Below are 24,463 nucleotides of genomic sequence, written 5' to 3' on the forward strand. Positions count from 1 at the left end.
CAACATGGCTTTTGATTAGATATAAAGGGTTATTGTGATTGTTAAACAGGAGATGTTTATAAAATTTGGGATATTTTGTTTTAACAAGCTTGATTTATATACCGCTAAAAGAGCAAAATTTGGCTGTATTTTAGTCATAAGTAGATGGTTAAAAAGTGTAAATTTTTGCTGGATTTAAAAATTTAGTAAAATTTTAGTTTTATAAAAGTATGGTTAAATTACATTTTTTATCTGTTTTAAAGAAAATTAAAGATAAAATTATAAATTATTTCAAAAAAAGGAGTTGAGTTTATGTCGTGTCCCATGCTTTAAGGCTTTAAAAGACTTTAAGAGTTTTAAAAAAGATGGAACTACATTTTTGACTAAATTTAACTTTGTTATCCCACAAATTTTTATTTTGCTTTTTAGCTCGGGAGCATTTCACTGCAACTGTGTTTTTAAAAACAAAACCGCTGGATGTTTAAGACTGTTTAGGTTGCCTAAAAAGAGCGCTTACAGCTTTTCTCATAGTGATATTTTCCCTCCATTTCTCTTTTACGAAATGCAAAAACAGTTTAAATTTTGCTAAATCACAATAAATTAAAAATATAAAAAAAGGATAAAATATGATAAAAAATTATGTAACAGGTTTCCCAAGAATAGGTGAACAAAGAGAACTTAAAAAAGCATTAGAAGAGTTTTGGTCAGGTAAATGCGAGCTTAAAGAGCTTGAAAATGTCGCAAAAGAGCTTCGAGCAAGACATATCAAATATCAAGATGAAGCAAAGATTGATTTAATCAGCGTAAATGATTTCTCATTTTATGACATTATGCTTGATAATATGATAACTTTTGGTGCGATTCCGGCACGTTTTCGCGAGTTAAATGCAAGCGAGCAGTATTTTGCTATGGCAAGAGGAAACAAAAACGCCGTTGCTATGGAGATGACAAAGTGGTTTAACACAAACTACCACTACATCGTGCCTGAGGTAACAAATGACGTTAAATTTAGCCTAAATCCAGATAAGATAATCAACGAATACAAAGAGGCAAAAGCATTAACAAGCAAAAAACTAAAGATAAATTTAGTAGGACCGATAACTTTCTTAGCGCTATCAAAAGGGGGTTTTACAAGCAACCCACTAGATAGACTTGATGAGTTGGTTGAAAAATACACCGAGCTTTTAAAAGAGATTTCAAAACTTGATGATGAGCTTATCGTTCAAATTGATGAGCCAATTTTTGTAACAGATAGAGCGGCTGGACTAGTTAAATTTATAGTTCCAACTTACGAGAAGCTAACATCAGCAGCATCTAACATAAAAATCATATTTATGACATATTTTGAGCATGCAACTGAAGCTGTTAAAGAGGTAGTTAAAACCAAAATTTGGGGCGTTGGACTTGACTTTGTTCACGCAAGCTGCCAACAAGAAGCACTTGAGGTGTTAAAAAATAGCGATAAAGTCTTATTTGCAGGGTTAATCGATGGGCGAAATGTCTGGAAAGCAAATTTAGATAAAAAGCTTGAAATAGCTTCAAAAATCAAATCTATAATCCCGCTAGATAGGCTAGTTATCGGAACTTCTTGCTCGCTTTTACATGTGCCATTTACACTAAAATATGAAGAAAAATTAAACCCTGAGATTAAAAACTGGTTGAGTTTTGCGGTTGAAAAACTAGCTGAAGTTAGAGTGTTGGCAAATTTAGTTCATGAAAAAGAGCTTTGCGAAATCGGAAATGAAATTTATAAAAGCAACAAAGAAGCAGCCCTAACAAGAGCAACTTCAAAGCTAATCAACGATGAAGCAGTTCAAAAAAGAGTATCAAATTTAACTAAATTTGAACGCGATACTCCATATGAAGAGCGCATTGTAATCCAAAGAAAAGAGCTAGATTATGGCATTTTACCAACTACGACTATCGGTTCATTCCCACAAACTACCGAGCTTCGTCAAGTAAGAAATGCTTATAAAAAAGGACTAATCAGCAAAGAAGCTTATGAAAAAGATATAAAAACTTATATCGATGAGTGCGTTGCGTTTCAAGAAGAGGTTGGGCTTGATGTGCTAGTTCATGGTGAGCCTGAGCGAAATGATATGGTTGAATACTTTGGCGAGCAGTTAAATGGTTACGCATTTAGCCAAAATGGTTGGGTTCAAAGCTATGGAAGCAGATGTGTAAAACCACCACTTCTTTTTGGCGATGTAAGCCGTCCAAAACCGATGACAGTAGAGTGGATAACTTACGCTCAAAGCAAAACTCAAAAAATCATGAAAGGCATGCTAACTGGACCTATAACTATCATGAACTGGAGCTTTGTAAGAGATGATAAGCCAAGAGGCGAGATAGCAAAAGAGTTGGCGTTAGCGATTTATGATGAGATTGATGACTTGCAAAATGCAGGAATTAAAATCATTCAAGTTGATGAAGCGGCATTCAAAGAGGGCTATCCGTTAAGAAAAGAGAATATCTCAGCTTATGAGAAATTTGCTGTTGATTGCTTTAAACTTAGCGTTTCAGCTGCTAAAGCTAGCACTCAAATTCATACCCATATGTGCTATAGTGAGTTTAATGACATTATTAAAACTATCGAAGCTATGGACGCTGATGTGATTTCTATCGAGACTGCAAGAAGTGGAAATGAGCTTTTAAAAATCTTTAAAGAAGTTGGTTATAAACAAGAGGTTGGACCTGGAGTTTATGACATCCACAGCCCAAGAATTCCAAGCGTTGAAGAGATAGTAAAACAGATAAACGACCTACTTTTAGTCCTTCCAAAAGAGCAACTTTGGATAAATCCAGATTGTGGGTTAAAAACTAGAAAATGGGAAGAGGTAAAACCAAGCCTTAAAAATATGGTTGAAGCCGTTAAAATCGTAAGAGGCTAACTTAAATTTGCCACCTAAATTCAGGTGGCAAATTCTACTTTTTCGTATACTGCACACTAAATTTACACTCTATAAAATAAATCAATACTTTTAAAAAGTTAAACCGATAAACACTTGACTCGAATCAATGCTTTTAAAATCTATTTTTAATATAATCTTAACAAAATTTTGTTTTAAAAAAACGATAGAAGGAGGTTTTTTGAAACTAGTTGAGAAATTCAAAGAAAACCCATCGTCACTTGCCGTTCTAATTCTTATAGTAAGTTTTGGTCTGGTTATCGGGCATGGTATTTTCACCTTTGTTTACGCAAAGGGTTTTTCATACATGAGCGATGATCCAGCAGCTTGTAAAAATTGCCATGTTATGAACCAAGTCTATGAGAGCTGGATGAAAGGTGGTCATCAGCATGTCGCTACTTGTAATGACTGCCATGTGCCGCATGATTTTGTTGGCAAGTGGATGATGAAGGCTGAAAGTGGGCTTCATCATGGATACGCAGTTACTTTTAAAGATAACCCAGTTTCTTTTAGTGCAAACGAAAAGAGCAAACGCATCGTGCAAAATAACTGCATGACTTGTCACGAAAGCTATGCAACCCATGCAATCGATGCTACTATGAGTGCTGGTGCTCCAGCAAATGAACCACTAAGTTGTGTCTCTTGTCATAGACAAGTGGGTCACGCACATAATTATTGATAACAACAAGGAGATTATATATGAAAAAAACAGTTTATGCGATTGCCTTTTTATTGGCGGTAGTATTAGGTGCTGCGATGTTTGCTCTGTTTGCAAATATCGGCGAGAAAAAAGCACAAGAGAGAGCTTATCCTTTGATGCTTAACAAAGTCAGCGATGAAAATCCAGACTATGCAGAGTGGGGTAAAAATTTCCCTTCACAACTTGGAAGTTTTTTGGAGATGGCAACTTCTACAAACACACCAACCGAATTTGGTGGTTCTTTACCATATAGCAAGATTATCCGCTATCCGCAAATCCAAACACTTTGGGGTGGTTATGCTTTTGCTGTGGATTTTAACGAAGAAAGAAGCCACTTTTATACACAAATCGATCAAATGGAAACTATGAGAACAAACAAAGAGTATCTTAACACTCACGGTCTTCCAGCATTTAAAGGACAACCGGGTGCGTGTATGAACTGCCACACAGGTTGGCTTACATGGCTTATTAATAAAAAAGGTTGGGATTTTGTAAATGAAAAACCATACTTTGAAGTTATCGATGTAGTTAAACAAGAAAAAGGCGATGGACCGCACGGCTCACATATGGGTTCAACTTGCGCAGACTGCCACAACCCAGATGATATGAGTTTAAGAATCACACGCCCAGCTTATATAAACGCAATGGTTGCAAGAGGTTATGAAAGCAATCCAAAACAAGGCATTAAAGCAAATCGCCAAGAGATGAGAAGCCATGTTTGCCAACAATGCCACGTTGAATACTATTTCCAAGGCAAGGGCAATACTCTAACTTTCCCATGGAATGAGTGGAAAAAAGGCGAAATTTTTAGAATCGAAATGCTTGATGAGTATTATGATAAAGCACGCGAAAATGGCACTTTTGCACAAGACTGGTTGCATAAAGATACAAAAGCTCAAATGCTTAAAGTCCAACACCCAGAAACAGAGCTAAGCTCAAGCGGAATCCACGCAAGAAGTGGCGTAGGGTGCGCTGATTGTCATATGCCATATAAAAGGGAGGGCGCTGTAAAAGTAACTGATCACTTTATTAAAAGCCCACTTGAAAACATAAATGCAAGTTGTAAAACATGCCATATGCAAAGCGAAGATGACTTAAAACTTAGAGTTCAAACTATACAAAGAGCAACCGCAAGTAGCTTAAGAGAGGCAGAAAACGCAGTTGTAGCGCTTATCGCTGATATTAAAACTGCTAGAGAAAAACTAGCCGCTTTGCCTGAGTTTGCTAGTATAACTGATGCCAAAGAAAGAGATGCGGCTATTAGCAAAGTCTTAAAAGATGCGTTAGAAAATCATAGAAAAGCATCTATGAGATGGGACTTTATATTCAGCGAAAACTCAACAGGTTTCCACAGCCCACAAGAAGCAGCCAGAGTTCTTGCTCAATCAATCGACTTAGCAAGAAGCGGTCAATCGCTAGTGCAAAATGCAATCGCTGCTTATGGTATAAATTTCCCTATAACCATAAAAGCAACCATGCCAGAAGCACCAGCTCAAATCGAGCTTCATCACGCTCCGGTTAACTCTTTACCTCCAAAGATAGCAACTGACGCTGATATAGAAGTTCAAAAAGTAAACTTCTAATTTAAATGGCTAAATTTAGTATAAAGCTAAATTTAGCCTACTTTTATACTCTAAATTTAACTATCTTCCCATATAATTTCATATAATATATTTTCTAAAGCTTAAATTTGATAGAATTATCACTATTATTCAATATCAAAAGAGGTTAAAAATGCGAGGTTACAAGATATTCTCTGGAACTGCTAATGTCGAATTCTCTAAAAAAATTTCAAAATATTTATCTTTACCACTTAGCGATGTAAGCATAAAGCGCTTCAGCGATGGCGAGATAAGTGTGCAAGTAGGCGAAAGTGTGCGTGGAAAAGATGTTTTTGTTATCCAGCCGACCTGTGCGCCAGCAAATGTAAATTTAATGGAACTTTTGATTTTAACCGATGCGTTAAAACGAAGCTCAGCTAGCTCTATAACGGCGATTATCCCATACTTTGGTTATGCAAGACAAGATAGAAAAGCAGCTCCAAGAGTGCCAATCACAGCAAAACTTGTAGCAAACATGATGCAAACAGCGGGCATTAACCGTGTTGTTACGATGGATTTGCACGCAGGTCAAATTCAAGGCTTTTTTGACATTCCAGTCGATAACCTTTATGGCTCGATTGTCTTTACAGACTACTTAAAAACTAAAAATTTAAAAAATCCTATCGTAGCAAGTCCTGATGTTGGTGGCGTAGCAAGAGCTAGAAGTTTGGCTAAAAAGCTAGGTCTTGATATGGTTATAGTCGATAAAAGGCGTGAAGAAGCAAACAAAAGCGAAGTTATGAACATCATCGGCGATGTAAATGGCAAAGACGTGCTTTTAGTCGATGATATGATAGACACCGGAGGAACCATCGTAAAAGCTGCGGCTGCGTTTAAAGAGCGAGGCGCTACAAGCGTTATGGCGTTTTGCACACATCCAGTTTTAAGTGGAAAAGCGTATGAAAATTTAGAAAATGGACAGCTTGATGAACTTATAGTAACAGATACGATACCTTTAAGAACAGATATAACTTGTGATAAGATACGCGTTATAAGCGTTGCGCCACTTTTTGGCGAGGTTATACGACGCGTTTATCACGATGAGAGTGTAAATAGCTTGTTTGTGTAATTAAACTTTATTTAAGGAGTGAGTATGAAAAAAGTTTTAGCGTATGTGCTAATGGGGGGAGGTAGTAGCATTTTTAAGCGGTTGTTACTTAGTTAAAATGCCTGATTTATCAAATTTAAATATGCCTACACTTGGTGCAAGTTCTTCGTACGAAAGTGATAAAAACAAGATAAAAAGTATGAAGGGCTTTAAAAAAGAGTGGTATAATGGCGAAATGAATAGCAAAAAATGTAGTGCTTATATAAAACGTTCAAACTACGCAGATGGGTTAAACAAACAGCTATATAAAAGCAGAGGCACAGCCAAAGAAAGCGAGATATATAGCAAAATTTCCTCCTTTGGATATAATCAATTTATCATGGATTTAGATGATGAATGCACTCGAATCATGATGAAAAGAGGCTATGAGTAAGCTTGTTTTGCTGCTTTGGCTTTTGTTTTAGTGGAATGCTTGCAAATACGAAGCTTGATGATAGATTAAACTTTGTATTATCAATAACTTTTTAAAAACTTCTGAAATTTAAGCCTAGATTGCATATGCGCTAGGCTTAAAATCTTATACAACTTAAATTTATGTGCTATTTTTATGATGAAAAGAGTTAAATTTATAAAACTATTTTACGAACGATTTAGCTAATTTCAGATTTTTATGATAAACGCATAAAATAGGCGCTGTTTGTTAGATTCATAGCCAGCAAAGATAAAATATATTTGTAGCTATAGTTAGTTGGCATTCAGTTGGTTTGGTAGCTAAGCATATTTTTCGCCTACTGCAACTATAATTAAGGTTGGTAGTTAGTGCGATTTACAGCACTCAGACTAAATACGACATAATTCCAAACAGTTGATAATTTTTAAAATTTATACTCTGCTTGCTAGCTTATGAATTTCTTAGATGAATGCCTAGTAAAAAAGTTAAGTAAAAATCCACAAAACTAAACCAAAAAAAGTGTTATTTTATTACCTTAAATTGATTGCGTTAAACTTCGCAAAAATTTTAAACTGTAAATTTGCTAAATTTTTCATTAAATAAAAACAACTTTTTATCATTATGATGAGAAAATTATTAAAATAAATTTGATTAAAATTAAATAAATCTAATAAGTATATTTATAAGATTAAAATGCAATTTAGCCGCACATATCAAAACTCAACTAAGTTTAATACTCATAAAATAATTAATTCATATTTTTTATAGATTAATACTTATATTTAAGTTAAAATTTAATTTAATTTAAGAAAAAAAGGAATATACTTAAGTGGTTATATCAACATAGAAAGGATTAACATGGAATTTCTTATGGTTTTGATGTTTTTGGTCGCTGGACTTTTTCTTTGGTTAAAACCAGAAAAAAAGCAGTATGTAGTTGGTTTTAGCTCTGCTGGTATTTTGATACTTATTATCATGATGGCATGGGTTAATAAATTTACAGTTTTACCTATGGGTAATTTTTAGGAGATAAAATGGAAAATAAAAACATTCCGTGGGGAAAAGATGAAACTTGGTTTTTCAACCTTTTTGCTATCGCGGCTTTAGCTCTTGTTGCTTTACCTGTAGGAATCGCTTGCATTATACTTGGGTTTGGTTTTGGAGATAGTCCTTGCATAATGTGTTGGCAAGAGAGATTTTGTATGGTTGCTATATCTTTTATGGCGCTTATGATTGTTCGTTATGGGTTTAAGGTAAAATACCTTGCGATTTTACTTTTTCTTACTTGCCTTGGGCTTTATGATGGATTTACGCACTATAGTCTTGATGGAACTTATGGTGGATATCTAGATATCAGACAAGGTTTTGGACTGATAATCTTAGGCGCTCACACTCAGTTTTGGGTTGTTGTTGTGCATTTTTTTGTATTTTTGTTTTTGGGTTTGATTTTGCTACTTGGCAAAAATGTAGGCTCGATTATGCAAAAAAGCGAAAGCGGTGCGTATGGTAAAGTTTTGCCATCATTTTTGCTTGGCAAAATCGCTACAATCGTTTTTGTTGTTATCATGGCGTTTAACTTAGTTCAAGCTTTCGTTACAGCTGGTCCTCCTCCATATCTTGCTTCTGCAACTCCATCAAGGATGGATATTCATCCTAGCAAGTGGTTTTGGGAACTTGATCACTGGAAAGAGACTGAGATTGATTACCGTGCAGACTGGAACCCAGAGCTTCCAGACCTACCAAGATAGGGGTTAAAATGAAGAAAATATTAAATTTAATGTTTGTTAGTGCTGTAGTTGCATTTGGTATGGAATTTAACCTAAATTCCAACGATGGCGCAGTTACTAACACAACACCACTAAAACAAGTTGATAGTTTTGAGCTAAAGTTAAATGATACTACTCCTATCACTGGACTTGATTATGATGAAGCTAGTAAGACATTTTTACTATCAGATTTAAAACTTGGCTTTTATACGATGGATGAGAGTTTGAAAAACGTAAAAACATACGCTAAAAGCACCAAAGACTGGATAATCCAGATGGAAGATGGCGTAAGTGCAAGCTTTTTTAACGGCTCACTTGGCGTGATGAGTTATAACAAAACTTATGAGTTTTTTAAACACGTGCCAAATCAAAGCGAAGAAGATGCGAACAAAGCGTGGAGATATCTTCCAGTTGGGTTTGAAAACTTCACACTTGATTTTAAAGATCGCTACTACACAATCAGAGCAAAACAACAATACATCCTATCATGGGATCATTCAGACTTTTACTCAGAGTTTTTCACAGCTTCAGTTCCTGATAACATAAAACCATACTGGAGCATAGCAAGCTTTTCAGATAGCGATAACATGCTTTCAAGCGAGTTTATTCCAAGTTTTGATGAGAGTTTAGGTGTGAAAGATAAAAGAGATATAAGTGATTATTACATCACAGGAATGGATGCAAACGGAGAGTTTGTCTACTTGCTCTCTAAACAGTATTCAAGTATATTAAAACTTGATCCTAGAACTAGAAAAGTCGTTGAGGTTTATACTTTTAGTGGCTTAACTAACCCTAGAGCTCTTGCTATGAAAGATGGTAAATTCTACATAGTTTCAAGAGAAAATGGTATAAATAAAATAGCTATTTTTGAAAAATAGTTAAATTTAAAAGCCAAATTCATAGGCTAAATTTAAGCTGAGTTTATAAAAATTCAGCTACTTTTAGCCTAAATTTTATATAATAAACCATAAAAAATTTCTATAGTTTATTTAGACAGCTTTCATATATCCACATATGAAAACGAAGAGGGATTTTACAAGAGCTAGTAAATGACTTGTTTTCAAACTTATTACCCATTTAGTATATTTTCTAATAAAGAATTCTTTAATATGAATTTTGAGTCTATAACGATATTTTATGGAAAACGGCTCTGCCAAAAGTACTTTGTTGAACGTTATAGCAGAAAAAATCGGCGCGCCGTTTAATAAAACTTTTATACAGACTATGTGAAATTATGTAGCTATGAAAGAAGTTGTTTTCAAGACACCATTATCACAAGCGATGATGTGTTTGAGTATCTGTTTGATATAAGAAGAGGGGATTGACTATAGGCGAGATAGGTTGTTAAAAGAGCGATTAGAGCTTGCTAGACTATATCTAAATTCAGATTATTAGATGATTACGAAGAGCTAAAAAAGCAAAATTTAGCTAAGAAAAACACTGTTTCTGTATTTATAAGAAAAAATAATGTTAGAAATATCAAAGAGGCGTCAAATGGCGAAAGCGCGTTGTTTCACTTCGCAAATAAAATAGAAGAAAACCAAGTATATCTACTTGACGAGCCAGAAAACACTCTATCATCTTAGTATCAAACCTAACTTTTAGCGTTTATAAAAAATTTGGCTAGATTTATAACTGTTAATTTATCATTATAACTCATTTGCCATTTTACTATTAGCAAAATACGCTAAAATCTATGATTTAGATGAATTTCTTGTGAAAGATAAAAAGTGGAGTTAGTTAAAAAATATTCGCAGATACTTTGACTTTTTTATAGAGCATAAAGATGATTTTAGTTAAGCAAAGATTTAATTAAATTTATATTTTAAAAGCAAATTTATAAAATTTAATTAAAATATTTAAACTAAATTCTAATATACCACCAAATTTGAAAAAACAGTTTAAAAACTATTTCTTAGAGACATAGCTGATAAAACAGCAAAACTTTGTGTAAAAGTAAACAGTTAAATCATAAAATTAGCAAAAAATATACAAATTTCAATCTTAGCGCAAAAATTGTAGCAAAACGGCTAGTTTCGCGGTTATTGTAGTTGTTATTTTGGCGCTATAATAAGATGAGAATTTAAATAGCCATAAAATTAAAAGTAACTTTTAGTACTTTTAATAAAATTTTCATAACATTTTTGCCATTTTTACATGATAAAAATGGTAGTAAGTTTAAATCAAGATATAAATTTGTTGCTTTAAATTTATTAGCGCCTTAAACTTAAAAGTGTTTTAAAATTTCTATTTTTAGATAAAAGCGGTTTGATGAAGATAAATCAAGATATTTTAGTTAAACGATTTTGGCAAAGAAGTTTTTAGAATAAATTTATCTTAGAAATTTAAAATATTTTGCAAGATACTCCCTATAAAATCCTAGATAGCAAACTTGCAAAATCTAATATTTTTAAATAGACTCAATAAACTGTCTGCTGTTAGAATATTTTAATGAGTCAAGCGCCAAATTTAGCTAAATTTAAATTTCAAGACCTAAATTTAGCTAAATTTATTTCGCAAGTTGTCTATCTTGCCTAAAATTTGGTGAGTATTCGCCACGAAGCAAACAACCGTTACAATCAGGCATAAACAAAAGATTGTCCGCCCACGCAGAGATACCAAACCCAGCATCGCTCACGCTATCGGCTATTTGTTGTATAGCTGCAACTATCATCATAGCAAAGATATTTCCGTTGTTTTGCCCTTGATTTGTTGCCACAGCCGAGTGTTCCCACAAAAGCGTGCCGCTGTTTGCCTCCACAAGTTTTGCTTCAAGTGCGACTGTTGTTGCGCTTGAGATTATCGCGTAGTTTGTGCCATAAGTTTTGACATTTATATAAAGCACGGCGTCTGGATTAAAAATCTCTTTAAGTTTGTGAAGTGGAATTTGATGAATCTCACTAGCTTCACTCACGCCATTAAATTTAAATGTATCATTTACAAGCGCGACTGGAAACACGTAGTATCCGGCCTCAGACAAAGGCAAAGTCGCATTTGCTAAAACTGCCGAGCTTCCTTTTGGCTCTAAAGACTCATTAGTTGGCATAAGCACTAAAATCGAGCGCGGTTTTGCACTTAACAGTGGCGAGTAGTCATAAGGTTTTGGCTCATTGACACAGCCACTAAAAAGCAAAGCAACAAGCGCTAGAAGTAAAAATTTAACCCTATTTGCCATTTTTTGCCCCTTTTAAACTCTTGCTAGTTTGTTTTTTTGCGCCTTGATGTTTTAAAAACTCCATGTATTTGCGCGATTCTGGAAAAAGTGCAATTTCTTTATCAAAATTTGCCACAGCTTTTGCTCGCTCGCCTAAATTTGAGTATAAAAGCCCAAGATGAGCGTAAAGTCCAGGTGGGACTTTAGCCCCTTTTTGATATGCTTTTTGGGTTAAGTTTTCTAAATTTGCGATTTGTTCGTTTACATCGCCCTCTTCGTTTAAATACTCGTAAACAGAGCTTGCATACGAAGCGTCCCAGTGATAAATTTGCTTTGGCGCACTTGCACAACCTGCAAAAAACAAAGCCCCCAACAAGATAAAAATGCTAGTTTTCATGCACTATCTACTTTAACAACCACGCGCCAGATTCTAAGCCAGTTACTAAGTTATTTACCGCTTCACGGATAGCCAAGCTTAAAACCTTGCCATTAAGCGTTGAGTCATACCCGCTAGTTCCTCCAAAGCCGATTATTTCGCGGTTTGATAGCGCGTATTCACCAGCGCCTTGAACAGCATAAACTACCTCAGATGTGGCTACATCAACGACATTTAAATTTACCTTTGCGTATGCGACTTGAGTTTTGCCTTTGCCTAGAATTCCAAAAAGCTGTTTATCACCAGTAGTCTTTCTACCAAACTCGCTAACATCGCCAGTTATTACATACTTTGCGCCTTTTAGTTGTTGGGCTTTTTTGCTGATTTGACTTTCTTGTTTTATAGCTTTCATATTTGTTCTATCCATTACTAAAAATCGCCCGCTTTGTTGCAAATCTGTGATTAAAATGCTTTGAGCTTGATTTCCAAGCCTGTCCTCGCCATCGCTAAAAATGCCATTTTGGTAGCTTGACTGGTTGCTAAAGCGTCCGATTGAAACTGCAGCTTTTTCTCCACTATAAACAGTGCCAAAAGAGGCTACCTTTGGTGCTTCGATTGTTCTTGAACTTTCACTTGCGCATCCTGCTAGCAAAGCAACTAAAGAGCCTGCTAAGATAAGTTTTAAACTATTTTTAAGTACCATTTTTTCTCCCTTTAATGAGTAATAAATCAGCTAAAAGCATAGCAAAACAAGACTTAAAGTAGTTATAAATTTAGCCTTTTTTGATAAAGGAATTCATAAAAGCAAAATTTAACCAAATTCTGCTAAAATATATGCTTAAAATTTATATAGGAAATTTATGAAAAACATACGAAATTTTAGTATCATAGCTCACATAGACCATGGCAAAAGCACATTAGCTGATCGCATTATCCAAGAGTGCGGAGCAGTTAGCGATAGACAGATGAGCAGTCAAGTCATGGACACGATGGATATAGAAAAAGAACGCGGAATCACGATAAAAGCACAATCTGTTCGCCTAAACTATATCTATGAAGGCAAGGAGTATATATTAAATTTAATAGACACCCCAGGTCACGTTGATTTTAGTTATGAAGTTTCAAGAAGCCTTGCAAGCTGTGAGGGAGCGCTTCTTGTAGTAGATGCTGCTCAAGGCGTTCAAGCCCAAACTATCGCAAATGTCTACATAGCGCTTGAAAACAACCTTGAAATCATCCCAGTTCTTAACAAAATCGACCTTCCAGCAGCTCAACCAGATAGAGTAAAAGATGAAATCGAACACATAATCGGGCTTGATTGTACTGATAGTGTTGAGGTAAGTGCGAAAACAGGAATCGGCATAAAAGAGTTAATCGAAGCGATAATCAAGCGAATTCCAGCCCCAAAAACTGATGATGAAAAGCCTTTAAAAGCGCTGATTTATGATAGTTGGTTTGATAATTACTTAGGTGCTTTGGCGTTAGTTAGGGTTTATGATGGTAAAATCAAGAAAAATGACGAAGTTTTAGTTATGGGAACAGGCAAAAAGCACCTTGTTTTAGACCTTATGTATCCAAACCCAGTCGCTCCTATCAAGACTAGTGAAATCACAAGTGGCGAAGTAGGCATTATCGTTTTAGGCTTAAAAACAGTAAGCGATGTGCAAGTCGGCGATACGATAACTTTAGCTAGAAACAAAGCAAGTGAGGCGATAGGTGGATTTGAGCTTGCTAAGCCATTTGTTTTTGCTGGACTTTATCCAATCGATACGGATAAATTTGAAGATTTACGCGATGCGCTAGATAGGCTAAAACTAAATGATAGCTCCATTAGCTATGAGCCAGAAACTTCAGCAGCTTTAGGCTTTGGCTTTAGGGTTGGGTTTTTGGGACTTTTGCATATGGAGGTTATAAAAGAGCGTTTGGAGCGCGAGTTTAACTTAGACCTAATCGCAACCGCGCCAACTGTTACTTATGAAATTTTACAAACTGATGGCAAAATGATAAAAATCCAAAACCCAAGCGAACTCCCACCAGTCAATAAAATCGAGCATATAAAAGAGCCATATGTAAAATCGACTATTATAACTCCAAGTGAATTTTTAGGCAACATTATCACGCTTTTAAATTTACGTCGTGGGATTCAAACAAAGATGGATTATATCACGACTGATAGGGTTTTGCTTGAGTATGATATCCCGATGAATGAGATAGTGATGGACTTTTATGATAAGCTAAAGTCTTGCACTAAAGGATATGCGAGTTTTGACTATGAACCAAGTGAGTATCGCGTGGGAAATCTTGTAAAACTTGATATAAAAGTTGCTGGTGAGACGGTGGACGCTCTTTCAATCATCGTGCCAAGCGATAAGTCTTTGACTAAGGGGCGGGATTTGGTTAAGGCGATGAAGGATATCGTTCCAAGACAGCTTTTTGAAGTGGCGATTCAAGCAAGTATCGGAAACAAAGTTATCGCAAGAGAAAATGTCAAATCAATGGGTAAAAATGTCACCGCAAAGTGCTATGGTGGTGATATCACACGAAAAAGAAAACTCTTAGAAAAGCAAAAAGAGGGTAAAAAACGTATGAAATCTATAGGAAAAGTAAATTTACCTAGCGAAGCGTTTTTAAGTGTGCTTAAGATTGATTAGGGGTTTGGCAGGATAAAAGTATGATAGCTTCATACTAAATTCATATTAAATTGCTATAATCTTATATCTACTAAAAAAGGATTTATAATGACTACGCTTATTCAAACCAGAGTGGATATAGAGCTTAAAAAAGAGGCTGAAGCATTGTTTAAAGACTTAGGCTTAGATACGACAACTGCTATAAGAATATTTTTAAAACAAGCTGTCATAAGACAAGGTATACCATTTGAAGTTAGCACTGATGGCTTTTATAGTGAGTGTAATCAAAAAATTTTAGCCAAAAGCATAGATGAATTAAATAAAGGCAAGATTATCAAATCAGAGCCTTTGTCATGATTTTTGCATTTACGCCTACTGGCTTTGATAATTATTTGTATTGGCAAAAAAGAGGATAAAAAGACATTAAGTAAAATCAACAAATTGTTAAAAGATATAGCTAGAGAGCCATTTGGCGGACTTGGAAAACCTGAAGCGCTAAAAGGAAATTTAAGTGGGTTTTATTCTCGAAGGATAGATGATAAAAACAGACTTGTGTATAAAATACAAGATGGCGAATGTTATATAGTCCAGTGTAAAACTCACTATCAAAATAAGTAGAAATTTGGTTTATAATGTGCTGTGTTTATAGTATGTTTGATAAATGCTTGCAAATAAATTAAATTTTGTTATCAAAATGAGTAAAATATGAAAACATACAAAGATAAACTCGAGCTAATAAAAGCTATAAATTCTAGTTTTGATAGGTTTTTTGCTGAGTTTGCAGATGTCGATGAGAGCGAATTTAACGCAAGAGTTGAGAGCGTTGATAAAACTCCATTTGAGATGATAGCTTATCAAATCGGCTGGCTTAAACTCTTGCTTTCGTGGGAGAGTGATGAAAAGAGTGGCAAAGAAGTCATAACGCCTAAAGCTGGCATTAAATGGAATGAGCTTGGAAAACTTTATAAAGAGTTTTATGATGAGTATCGCACGTTGAGCAAATGGCAAATTTTAGAGCTTTTTACTAGCTCAAAAGATGAGTTTGTCGCGTGGGTTAGCTTGCTTAGCGAAGATGAAATTTTTAAACAAAATCAAAGAAAATGGGCAAATAACGCAGCCAAATGGCAAATTTATAAATGGATTCACATAAATTCAGTCGCGCCATTTACAAATTTCAGAACAAAAATAAGAAAATTTAAAAAACTAAGAGGATAAAATGCCATATATAAATATCAAAATCACCAAAGAAAACGGCGAACCGACGGTTGAACAAAAAGCCCAGCTTATCGAAGGTGTTACAAATTTAGTTGGTGAGATTTTAGGGCGAAGTAAAGAGCGAACAGTCGTTATTATAGATGAGGTTGATACCGATAACTACGGCGTTGGCGGGACTAGTATAACTAAGATTAGGAAAGATAAAAGCTAGAATAAAAGAAAAATTATAAAAGAAAAATTTAAGACTGGAATATTAAATTTATCTTATGATTAAGTCAAATTCTCATTTTTATTTAGCGCTAAATTTGGCAAAATTTTTAGCATATTTTTAAGAATTTTGGTGCGTTTTTGATAGCAAGAAGCTTGTTGAAATTATAGTTTTATCTAAATTAAATTTATAACTATTCTTTGCGCTTTTTATTCTTAAAAATTTTGTAATCACCGATACTGCCGCTATTTATATTATAAAAACTAAAACCAAATTTAGCTAAGTTTTAGAGTTTGGCTTTTAAATTTTTAGCTTTATACAAATAAAATTTAGTTTAATCAAACAAAAAAATTATAAATTTAAATTAGTTTAGTAATTGAATTTATAGTAAAAAATTTAAAGCCTCGTGAGTAAAGTTTTTATATTAAAAAAAACGATTAAATTTAGACAAAATTTAACTAACAAAAACTTTTAAATCTTAACAAATCTGTGCTAAAATCACTTAAAATAATCTCAAGGAGTAGGTATGAAAAAAATTATATCAATTTTAGCATTAGCCCTTTTTATCGTTGGTTGCTCGCAAAAAAATAGCATGATTTCGCTTGGAAGTTATGATACTTTTAACGCGCAAAACAAACTTGAAAAAAGCGTTTATATAAGCGAAGTGACGCAAAGTGTGGAAAACCCAAACATCATCGCAACCATTCGCGATAAGGATGGCTTGGTTGATGATTATATTTTAGTGAGTGAAAATGTCGTTTCGTGGTATAAACAAGCCCTTGAAAAGGAGCTTCAAGCACAAGGAGTTGCAGTTTTAAACAGTAGCGAAAACGCGGATGCGGTAGCAAGCGTAAATATCACTAAATTTATAGGAAATTTGCAAGGTTTTGATAAGGAAAATATGAAAGGCGATGGCGAAGTATTTATTAAAATTTATAAAGGAAAAACTACATTTTCAAAGCGAGTTGCGCAGAGTCAAAGCGAGTTTGTCGTGATAAAAGATGCAAAAGCTTTTGATCCTTTTATGAAAAATTTACTACGAGATTTGGTTAAAAAATCAGCCAAACAGATAGAAAATAGCTTGTAAAATATTTTAGCAAAGGCTAAATTTATCGTGTAATTAACTTAAATTTATGATTTTAAGCGCTTAAATTTAGCCTATTTTAGAAAAATAATCGCACTTTAAACAGCAGGTTTAACAACTAATAAAAAATTTATCCAAAACACAAACTCTCCTTTAAAAAATATAAAATTCATATGTTAATAATAAATTTAGATTAGAATTTCAGCCAAATTTTATACAATTAGCGTTAAAAATTCATTAAAGGCAATTTATGATAAATTTAGAAGTTGGTATGTTTCAAACCCTAGCTATAGCGGTTTTGGCTATTTATTTTGGTGATTATATGCGTGATAAATTTAGCGTTTTAAAGCGTTATTGTATACCTTCGCCTGTGGTTGGAGGCACGATATTTGCGGTAGTTACGACGATATTTTTTAGTAGTGGGCTTTTAGGTTTTAAATTTGATTATACGACTATGAATACATTTTTTTACAATGTATTTTTTGCTGCAACTGGCTTAGCTGCGAGTTTAAGCTTGCTGAAAAAAGGTGGAAAGCTAGTTATTATTTTTACGATTTTAGCTGCTCTTTTGGCATTTTTACAAAACGTTTTAGCTCTTGGTGTAGGCGCTGCTATGGGGATGAACCCACTTGTTGCGCTTATGGCTGGTTCGGTTCCTTTAACTGGCGGACATGGAAATGCGGCTAGTTTTGGGCCTTTGGCTGAAAGCATGGGTGGAACTGGAGCGCTTGAAGTTGCGATTGCTGCGGCTACTTTTGGGTTGATTGCTGGGTGTATTATGGGTGGACCTTTGGGTCGTAGACTTATACAAAAATATGGATTAAATTCCACTTCAGCGCAGATTGAAGCTGATGAGGGTGCAACTAGCACAGTAAAAGCTCTAGTAAATAGCAAACGCGCTCACAAGGCTGTTTTTATCTTGCTTTTGGCGTGTGGGCTTGGGCAAACGCTTTTTGCGTTGTGCAAAGTCTTGCTTCCTAGTGTGCATTTGCCAATCCACGTTATGTCGATGTTTGGTGGTATAATTTTGCGTTTAATTCTTGATGCTAAAAAGCAAAATCACGATGAGCTTTACCAAAGTATCGATATAGTTGGCGGAATTTCGCTTTCGATTTTTGTCTCGCTTTCAATCGTAACGATGAAGTTATGGCAGCTTGCTGATCTTGCGTTGCCGCTTATCACGATTTTAGCGCTTCAGCTTGTGCTTATATATCTGTTTTGTGTTTATATCACATTTAGAGCATGTGGTAAAAACTACGATGCGGCGATTATCTCTGTTGGACACTCTGGATTTGGGCTTGGAGCTGTGCCGGTGTCAATGGCTACGATGAGTGCGGTTTGTTCGCAGTATCATTACTCAAGGATAGCGTTTTTTGTCGTGCCGCTAATCGGCGGATTTATCAGTAACATCACAAATGCCGTGATAATAACTGCGTTTTTAAATGTCGCAAAAGGTATGCTTTAAATAATTTAAGCCAAATTTAGCTAGTTAATGCAAATTTAGATGGCTAAATTTGGTGTATTTAAGTTTTAAAATTAAGTTCAAAAGTGGTTCGTGTAAATTTTAATAAATTTTATTTATAACTAGATTAAAAATATCAAATTTAAAGCTAAATTTTGGTATATAAATTTATCTTCATAAAGATGATATTTTATAAAATAAAACAGCTTTTTTAGAATAAATAAAAATAAATACAACGCGATAAATGCCATTTTAAAAAGCGAAACAGCTTGTTTAAAAATATAAACAAAAGCTTAAACTGCTTAAAAAACTTTAAGTTAAATTTAAATATTTTAGCAAAATAATATAAAAAAATTTAATAAATTTAGATAAAATTTTATTTTTTTCGACTATATTTTTATGCAAATTTTGTTAAAATCGCCAAAACTAGGAGCAAAATTTGAGATGTGTGAAGTGTGGAAGGATAAGTCTTGCTATCATATGTAAAAATTGCAAAGAAATTTTGCGCGAACTCAGCCCTAAAAAACGTGAAATTTCAGGGCTAAATGTTTACTCATTTTACGCATATAGCGAAATAAAAGAGCTAATACACTCAAAACACCATTTACATGGGCTTTTTGTCTATAAAATTTTAGCGAATTTAAGCTTTGTAAATTTTGCTAAAACGTATAAATTTAACCAGCAAATAAATGCTATTGCAATCGATGATAATGTAAAAAGTGGCTATTCTCACACTGCTATTTTAGCAAAAGCGCTACAAACCGATGAGATAATGCCTGTTTATGGGGCTTTGCGTGCAAGTTCAAGTGTAAAATACAGTGGCAAAAGTTTATCATATCGATTAAAGCATAAAAGAGGTTTTAAGCTAGAAAAGCAGATAAATTTTCCTGTTATTTTAGTTGATGATATTATAACAACTGGAACTACGCTACTTGAAGCTAGTGAAATTTGCAAAAAAAATGGGATAAATGTACTTTTTGCTCTCGTTTTAGCAAATGCAAAAGAATAATTTGGTAGAATGCTAAGATTTGATTTATAAGGAAGTGTATGGAAAATAATATTTTTGATGATAGTCAAGATATCCAGATAATCGATGTTGAGGAGTCTATCAAGACAAGTTATCTTGATTATTCGATGAGTGTTATTATCGGTAGGGCGTTACCAGATGCAAGAGATGGCTTAAAGCCTGTTCATAGGCGAATTCTTTATGCTATGAACGATCTTGGCGTTGGAAGTAGAAGCCCATACAAAAAATCTGCTCGTATCGTGGGTGATGTTATCGGTAAGTACCATCCACACGGAGATACAGCAGTTTATGATGCGCTTGTTAGAATGGCGCAAAGCTTTTCTATGAGAGTTCCAACGGTTGATGGACAGGGAAACTTTGGTTCGATTGATGGAGATAGCGCAGCTGCGATGCGTTATACAGAAGCTAGAATGACTTTGCTAGCAGAAGAGTTGCTAAAAGACTTAGATAAAGATACGGTTGATTTTATACCAAACTATGATGAAAGTATGCATGAGCCTGATGTGCTTCCTGCAAGAGTGCCAAATTTGCTTCTAAACGGTTCAAGCGGTATAGCGGTCGGTATGGCGACAAACATCCCGCCGCACAGTCTTGATGAGCTAGTTGATGGGCTTTTGATGTTGCTTGAAAATAAAGATATAACTTTAGAAGAGTTAATGACTGTGATAAAAGGTCCAGACTTCCCAACTGCAGGCATTATCTTTGGTAAAAAAGGCATTATAGATGCTTATCGAACTGGTCGTGGTCGTATTAAAATGCGAGCTAAAACGCATATAGAAAAGAAAGCAAACAAAGATATTATCGTTATAGATGAGCTTCCTTATCAGACAAATAAAGCAACTTTGATTGAAAAAATCGCCGAACTTGTCAAAGATAAACAAATAGAAGGCATTAGCGAAGTAAGAGATGAGAGTGATAGAGAGGGAATTCGCGTTGTTATCGAGCTAAAACGCGACGCGATGAGCGATATCGTTTTAAACAACCTTTTTAAATCAACAGTTATGGAGGCGACTTTTGGAGTTATCATGCTTGCGATTGATAACAAAGAGCCAAAAGTTTTCTCACTAATCGAGCTTTTAAAACTTTTCTTAAGACATAGAAAAACAGTTATCATAAGAAGAACGATATATGAGCTTCAAAAAGCACGCGCTAGAGCGCACATCTTAGAAGGTCTTAAAATCGCGCTTGATAACATTGATGATGTGATTGAACTTATAAAAAGTAGCGCTGATACAACTGTTGCAAGAGAAGGCTTGATGGCTAAATTTGGTTTAAGTGAGCTTCAATCAAATGCAATTTTAGATATGAGACTTAGCCGTTTAACCGGACTTGAGCGTGAAAAGATAGAAAATGAGTTAAAAGAAATTTTAGCTGAAATTCAAAGACTTGATGCGATTTTAAAAAGCGAAGATCTAATCGAAGGCATTATAAAAGATGAACTTTTAGAAGTTAAATCTAAATTTAAATGCCCTAGAATAACAGAAATCATCGATGATTATGATGATATCAACATCGAAGATTTAATCCCAAATGAAAGCATGGTTGTAACTATAACTCATCGTGGTTATATAAAACGAGTACCAAGTAAGACTTATGAGAAGCAAAAACGAGGTGGAAAAGGCAAAGTCGCAGTCACAACGTATGATGATGACTTTATAGAAAGCTTCTTTATCTGCGATACTCACGACACGCTGATGTTTGTAACAGATCGCGGACAGCTTTACTGGTTAAAAGTTTATAAAATTCCAGAAGGAAGCAGAACTGCAAAAGGCAAAGCGGTAGTAAATTTAGTCGAGCTTCAACCAGATGAGAAAATCATGGCGATAATACCTACAAATGACTTTGATGAGAACAAATCGCTAGCTTTCTTCACTAAAAATGGTATCGTAAAACGAACAAATTTAAGCGAGTATAGCAACATCAGAACCGTAGGAATCAGAGCTATAAATTTAGACGATGATGATGAAGTAGTAACAGCAACGATTGTAACTCAAGATATAAAAAGCCTTTTTGTAGTAACTAAAAAGGGAATGTGTATTAAATTTGAAGTTGAAGATGCTAGAGAAATCGGCAGAGTAAGCAGAGGCGTTACTGGTATAAGATTTAAAGAAGAGGGCGATTTTGTCGTTGGAGCAGCGGTTTTACGAGATGATGAACAAGAAGTTTTAAGTGTGGCTAACAAAGGTATCGGCAAAAGAACAACAGCTGATGAGTATCGTTTACAAAAACGTGGTGGCAAAGGTGTTATATGTATGAAACTTACAAGCAGAACTGGGGACTTAGTCGGTATAGTTGTAGTTGATGAAGAGATGGATTTAATGGCGCTAACTTCAAGCGGCAAGATGATAAGAGTCGATATGCAAAGCATTAGAAAAGCAGGGCGAAACACAAGTGGTGTTAAAGTAGTCGATGTGGATGGCGAAGAGGTAGTAAATATAGCAATTTGTCCAAAAATAGAATCAAGTGATGAAACAGAAAGTGATAACAGCTTATTAGGAGAGGAAAATGAGTAAAAGATATAATGTCGCAGTTGTAGGTGCTACAGGAGCAGTTGGCGAGGAGATATTTAGAGTTTTAGAGGAGATGAAATTTCCTGTAAATGAGGTTTTGCCTCTTGCTAGCGCAAAAAGCGCTGGTAGCGAGATAGAATTTATGGGTAAAACTTACGAGGTCAAAGAGCTAACAGAGACTGTTTTTGATGAAAATGAGATTGACATCGCATTTTTTAGCGCTGGCGGTTCTGTAAGTGCACATTTTGCACCATTTGCAGCAGAAAGCGGTGCTTTGGTTATAGATAACACAAGTCATTTTAGAATGGATAAAGATATCCCGTTGGTAGTTCCAGAGTGCAACCCAGCAGACATTAGTCTATGGAAAGAGCGTGGCATTATAGCTAATCCAAACTGTTCAACCATACAAATGGTTCAAATTTTAAAGCCACTTGATGATGCTTTTAACATCCAAAGAGTCGATGTTAGCACATATCAAGCAACAAGTGGTGCTGGAAAAGAGGGTATGAGTGAGTTAGTTGAGCAGATGCAAGCGTTTTTTGCATTTAAACTTGATGAGTGTGAACCAAAGGTTTTCCCACATCAAATAGCTCTAAATTTATTCCCTCATATCGATGTTTTTAAAGAGAATGGCTACACAAAAGAAGAGCTAAAAATGGTCTATGAAACACAAAAAATTCTACACAAAGAATTTCCAGTTTCAGCAACTTGCGTTCGTGTTCCAGTTCTTAGAAGTCATAGTGAGGCGATTACGATTCGTTTTGAAAATGACTTTAGTTTAGATAAAGTTTATGAAGTGCTAAAAAATGCACCAAGCGTTGTTGTAGTTGATGATGTTAGTAAAAATTTATATCCTATGCCGCTAACTGCGAGTGATACAAACGAAACTTATGTTGGCAGGATAAGAAAAGATATCTACGATGAGAAAGTTCTTCACCTATGGTGCAGCGCTGATCAAATTCGCGTTGGAGCGGCGACAAATGCTGTGAGAATCGCTATAAAATGGATAGAAAATAACTGATGGAATACAAAGTTTTTATCCCATCAGGAAACCCAACTGCGCTAGTCGTAGATGGGGTTTATGATGAGCAAAGACGAAAAGAAATCAATGATGAGATTATGCAAAAGCATAGTTTTATCGAACAAGTTGGATTTTTAGATGATAAATTTAACCTTATCATGGCAGGAGGTGAGCAGTGTGTAAATGCTATAAGATGCGCTGCTTACTACCATATGAAGAGATTAAATTTAAATGAAATTAAGATTAAAAATTGCGGTGAGATTTTTAGCTGTGAAAAAAACAGAAGAGTTGTGTCTGTTAAGTCAAAAGTTGAGCCAGATATCATAAGACTTAGCGATAGCTTATATAAAGTAAGATTGACTGGGATAGTTCATTTAGTTTGCACTCTAAATTTAAACTTTAAAAACGAAGATGAGTTTAAAAAATATGCTATGGGTGAATTTGAAAAGTATGGAGTAAAAAACGAAAAAGCTTGCGGGTTTATGCTTTTGAATGGGCTTGAGTTAAAGCCCGTGGTTTATGTAAGAGATATCGATACGCTTTTTTATGAAACTGCTTGTGGAAGCGGAACGATAGCGTGTGCGATGATAAGAGCGTATATCAAAAAAGATGATGTGAGCTTGCGAGTTAAGCAGCCTAGTGGCAAAGTTTTAGAAGCGACCATTGGAACGCTTGCTGGACAAATTTATAAATTTAAAATAAGTGGAGAGATTGAAGAGTATGCTTGGTAAAATTTTTGAAAACATTCTTTGGAGCAGTAGGCTTATAACGATTTTGCCTGTGATTTTTGGGCTTATTGGAGCGATAATCTGCTTTATAATAGCAAGTTATGACATTTTAAACGTTATGTTTGGCGCGTGGAATTATATGATAAATGGGGATCACTCTATCGACTTGCATTCAGATGCGGTTGGCATTATAGTTGGGGCGATTGATTTGTATCTTATGGCTTTGGTTTTGTTTATTTTTAGTTTTGGAATTTATGAACTTTTCATATCTGAAATCGAACCGATGAAGGCTTCAAAACAGTCTCAAGTACTAGAGATAAAAAGCCTTGATCAGTTAAAAGACAAGATAGGCAAAGTTATCATAATGGTTTTGATAGTTAACTTCTTTCAGCGAGTTTTACACGCTAAATTCTCAACCCCTCTTGAGATGGTGTATCTTGCGATTTCCATATTAGCTCTTTGTGTGGGATTATATTTTTTACATAAAGGCGGCGGATCTCATCATTAAAATTTAAAAAGATGTTTTTATAACATTTACTTTTGATTTTTATTAGTTCTTAAGTTAAATAAAGTGAAAATATAAAAATTTAATTT

The 24,463-nt window shown here is 34.7% G+C and carries 24 protein-coding genes; 21 read left to right on the top strand and 3 right to left on the bottom strand.

Translation table 11 applies throughout. The features are described 5' to 3' along the window. Positions 1 to 283: 283 nt before the first annotated feature. From CGEO_RS02055 to CGEO_RS02095, 9 genes are all read left to right on the top strand, one after another. Complete coding sequence (locus CGEO_RS02055) at positions 284 to 568, top strand: hypothetical protein (protein ID WP_075540404.1); 285 nt, start codon at positions 284 to 286, stop codon at positions 566 to 568. Positions 569 to 605: 37 nt separating this feature from the next. After that, positions 606 to 2,870, top strand: coding sequence for a 5-methyltetrahydropteroyltriglutamate--homocysteine S-methyltransferase (gene metE / locus CGEO_RS02060; RefSeq protein ID WP_075540405.1), 2,265 nt, complete (start codon positions 606 to 608; stop codon positions 2,868 to 2,870). Positions 2,871 to 3,069: 199 nt separating this feature from the next. Then, positions 3,070 to 3,567, top strand: coding sequence for a cytochrome c nitrite reductase small subunit (gene nrfH / locus CGEO_RS02065; protein ID WP_075494062.1), 498 nt, complete (start codon positions 3,070 to 3,072; stop codon positions 3,565 to 3,567). Positions 3,568 to 3,587: 20 nt separating this feature from the next. Then, positions 3,588 to 5,171 (top strand): ammonia-forming cytochrome c nitrite reductase subunit c552, encoded by a 1,584-nt coding sequence (locus tag CGEO_RS02070; RefSeq protein ID WP_075540406.1) that lies wholly within the window; start codon positions 3,588 to 3,590, stop codon positions 5,169 to 5,171. A gap of 151 nt (positions 5,172 to 5,322) precedes the next feature. Beyond that, on the top strand, positions 5,323 to 6,258 hold the full coding sequence (locus tag CGEO_RS02075; RefSeq protein WP_075494066.1) for a ribose-phosphate pyrophosphokinase: 936 nt from the start codon (positions 5,323 to 5,325) through the stop codon (positions 6,256 to 6,258). Between the two features lie 97 nt (positions 6,259 to 6,355). Continuing rightward, a complete protein-coding gene (locus CGEO_RS02080; protein WP_075540407.1) occupies positions 6,356 to 6,670 on the top strand; it encodes a hypothetical protein in 315 nt (104 codons plus the stop codon). Positions 6,671 to 7,546: 876 nt separating this feature from the next. Beyond that, a complete protein-coding gene (locus tag CGEO_RS02085) occupies positions 7,547 to 7,714 on the top strand; it encodes a hypothetical protein (RefSeq protein ID WP_165589836.1) in 168 nt (55 codons plus the stop codon). An 8-nt stretch (positions 7,715 to 7,722) separates the two neighbouring features. Beyond that, positions 7,723 to 8,436: a disulfide bond formation protein B gene (locus tag CGEO_RS02090; protein ID WP_075531485.1), complete on the top strand. Its 714-nt coding sequence runs from the start codon at positions 7,723 to 7,725 to the stop codon at positions 8,434 to 8,436. A gap of 8 nt (positions 8,437 to 8,444) precedes the next feature. Next, a complete protein-coding gene (locus tag CGEO_RS02095) occupies positions 8,445 to 9,332 on the top strand; it encodes a hypothetical protein (RefSeq protein WP_075494072.1) in 888 nt (295 codons plus the stop codon). A 1,631-nt stretch (positions 9,333 to 10,963) separates the two neighbouring features. Here CGEO_RS02095 and CGEO_RS02100 read toward each other — a convergent pair. Genes CGEO_RS02100 through CGEO_RS02110 form a run of 3 tightly spaced genes read right to left on the bottom strand, consistent with a single transcriptional unit; the run spans position 10,964 to position 12,687 of the window. Further along, positions 10,964 to 11,629, bottom strand: a complete 666-nt coding sequence (locus tag CGEO_RS02100) for a DUF799 domain-containing protein (RefSeq protein ID WP_075531487.1) — start codon at positions 11,627 to 11,629, stop codon at positions 10,964 to 10,966. Next, on the bottom strand, positions 11,619 to 12,005 hold the full coding sequence (locus CGEO_RS02105; RefSeq protein WP_075540408.1) for a DUF4810 domain-containing protein: 387 nt from the start codon (positions 12,003 to 12,005) through the stop codon (positions 11,619 to 11,621). The genes CGEO_RS02100 and CGEO_RS02105 overlap by 11 nt, the downstream gene beginning before the upstream one ends. A gap of 7 nt (positions 12,006 to 12,012) precedes the next feature. Then, positions 12,013 to 12,687: a CsgG/HfaB family protein gene (locus CGEO_RS02110; RefSeq protein WP_075494078.1), complete on the bottom strand. Its 675-nt coding sequence runs from the start codon at positions 12,685 to 12,687 to the stop codon at positions 12,013 to 12,015. A 157-nt stretch (positions 12,688 to 12,844) separates the two neighbouring features. On the opposite strand from CGEO_RS02110, the gene lepA reads away from it, so the two are divergent. The 12 genes from lepA to CGEO_RS02170 all read left to right on the top strand — a co-directional run bounded on the left by lepA (position 12,845) and on the right by CGEO_RS02170 (position 24,377). Beyond that, positions 12,845 to 14,635 carry a translation elongation factor 4 gene (gene lepA, locus CGEO_RS02115; protein WP_075494080.1) on the top strand — a complete coding sequence of 597 codons (1,791 nt, stop codon included), beginning with the start codon at positions 12,845 to 12,847 and terminating at the stop codon, positions 14,633 to 14,635. 87 nt (positions 14,636 to 14,722) lie between these two features. Beyond that, the gene (locus CGEO_RS02120; RefSeq protein WP_106380127.1) at positions 14,723 to 14,971 is read left to right on the top strand and encodes a type II toxin-antitoxin system RelB/DinJ family antitoxin; all 249 of its coding nucleotides are present in this window, start codon (positions 14,723 to 14,725) and stop codon (positions 14,969 to 14,971) included. 84 nt (positions 14,972 to 15,055) lie between these two features. Beyond that, complete coding sequence (locus tag CGEO_RS02125; RefSeq protein ID WP_340627426.1) at positions 15,056 to 15,232, top strand: Txe/YoeB family addiction module toxin; 177 nt, start codon at positions 15,056 to 15,058, stop codon at positions 15,230 to 15,232. 87 nt (positions 15,233 to 15,319) lie between these two features. After that, positions 15,320 to 15,829 carry a ClbS/DfsB family four-helix bundle protein gene (locus CGEO_RS02130; protein WP_075494084.1) on the top strand — a complete coding sequence of 170 codons (510 nt, stop codon included), beginning with the start codon at positions 15,320 to 15,322 and terminating at the stop codon, positions 15,827 to 15,829. A gap of 1 nt (position 15,830) precedes the next feature. After that, positions 15,831 to 16,040, top strand: a complete 210-nt coding sequence (locus CGEO_RS02135; protein ID WP_075494086.1) for a 2-hydroxymuconate tautomerase family protein — start codon at positions 15,831 to 15,833, stop codon at positions 16,038 to 16,040. Positions 16,041 to 16,563: 523 nt separating this feature from the next. Next, complete coding sequence (locus tag CGEO_RS02140; RefSeq protein WP_075531490.1) at positions 16,564 to 17,124, top strand: YajG family lipoprotein; 561 nt, start codon at positions 16,564 to 16,566, stop codon at positions 17,122 to 17,124. 247 nt (positions 17,125 to 17,371) lie between these two features. After that, positions 17,372 to 18,586, top strand: coding sequence for a sodium/glutamate symporter (locus CGEO_RS02145; protein WP_075540409.1), 1,215 nt, complete (start codon positions 17,372 to 17,374; stop codon positions 18,584 to 18,586). A gap of 436 nt (positions 18,587 to 19,022) precedes the next feature. After that, entirely contained in the window at positions 19,023 to 19,592 is a 570-nt protein-coding gene (locus CGEO_RS02150) for a ComF family protein (RefSeq protein ID WP_075540410.1), read from the top strand. A gap of 38 nt (positions 19,593 to 19,630) precedes the next feature. After that, on the top strand, positions 19,631 to 22,123 hold the full coding sequence (gene gyrA / locus CGEO_RS02155; protein ID WP_075494094.1) for a DNA gyrase subunit A: 2,493 nt from the start codon (positions 19,631 to 19,633) through the stop codon (positions 22,121 to 22,123). After that, a complete protein-coding gene (locus tag CGEO_RS02160) occupies positions 22,116 to 23,141 on the top strand; it encodes an aspartate-semialdehyde dehydrogenase (RefSeq protein WP_075494096.1) in 1,026 nt (341 codons plus the stop codon). Before gyrA ends, CGEO_RS02160 begins: the two co-directional genes overlap by 8 nt. After that, positions 23,141 to 23,872, top strand: a complete 732-nt coding sequence (locus tag CGEO_RS02165; protein WP_075494098.1) for a histidine racemase CntK family protein — start codon at positions 23,141 to 23,143, stop codon at positions 23,870 to 23,872. The genes CGEO_RS02160 and CGEO_RS02165 overlap by 1 nt, the downstream gene beginning before the upstream one ends. After that, complete coding sequence (locus CGEO_RS02170) at positions 23,862 to 24,377, top strand: YqhA family protein (protein WP_075494223.1); 516 nt, start codon at positions 23,862 to 23,864, stop codon at positions 24,375 to 24,377. Before CGEO_RS02165 ends, CGEO_RS02170 begins: the two co-directional genes overlap by 11 nt. The last annotated feature ends 86 nt before the right edge of the window (positions 24,378 to 24,463 follow it).

Origin of the sequence: Campylobacter geochelonis (assembly GCF_013201685.1) — a bacterium.
GTDB lineage: Bacteria > Campylobacterota > Campylobacteria > Campylobacterales > Campylobacteraceae > Campylobacter_B > Campylobacter_B geochelonis.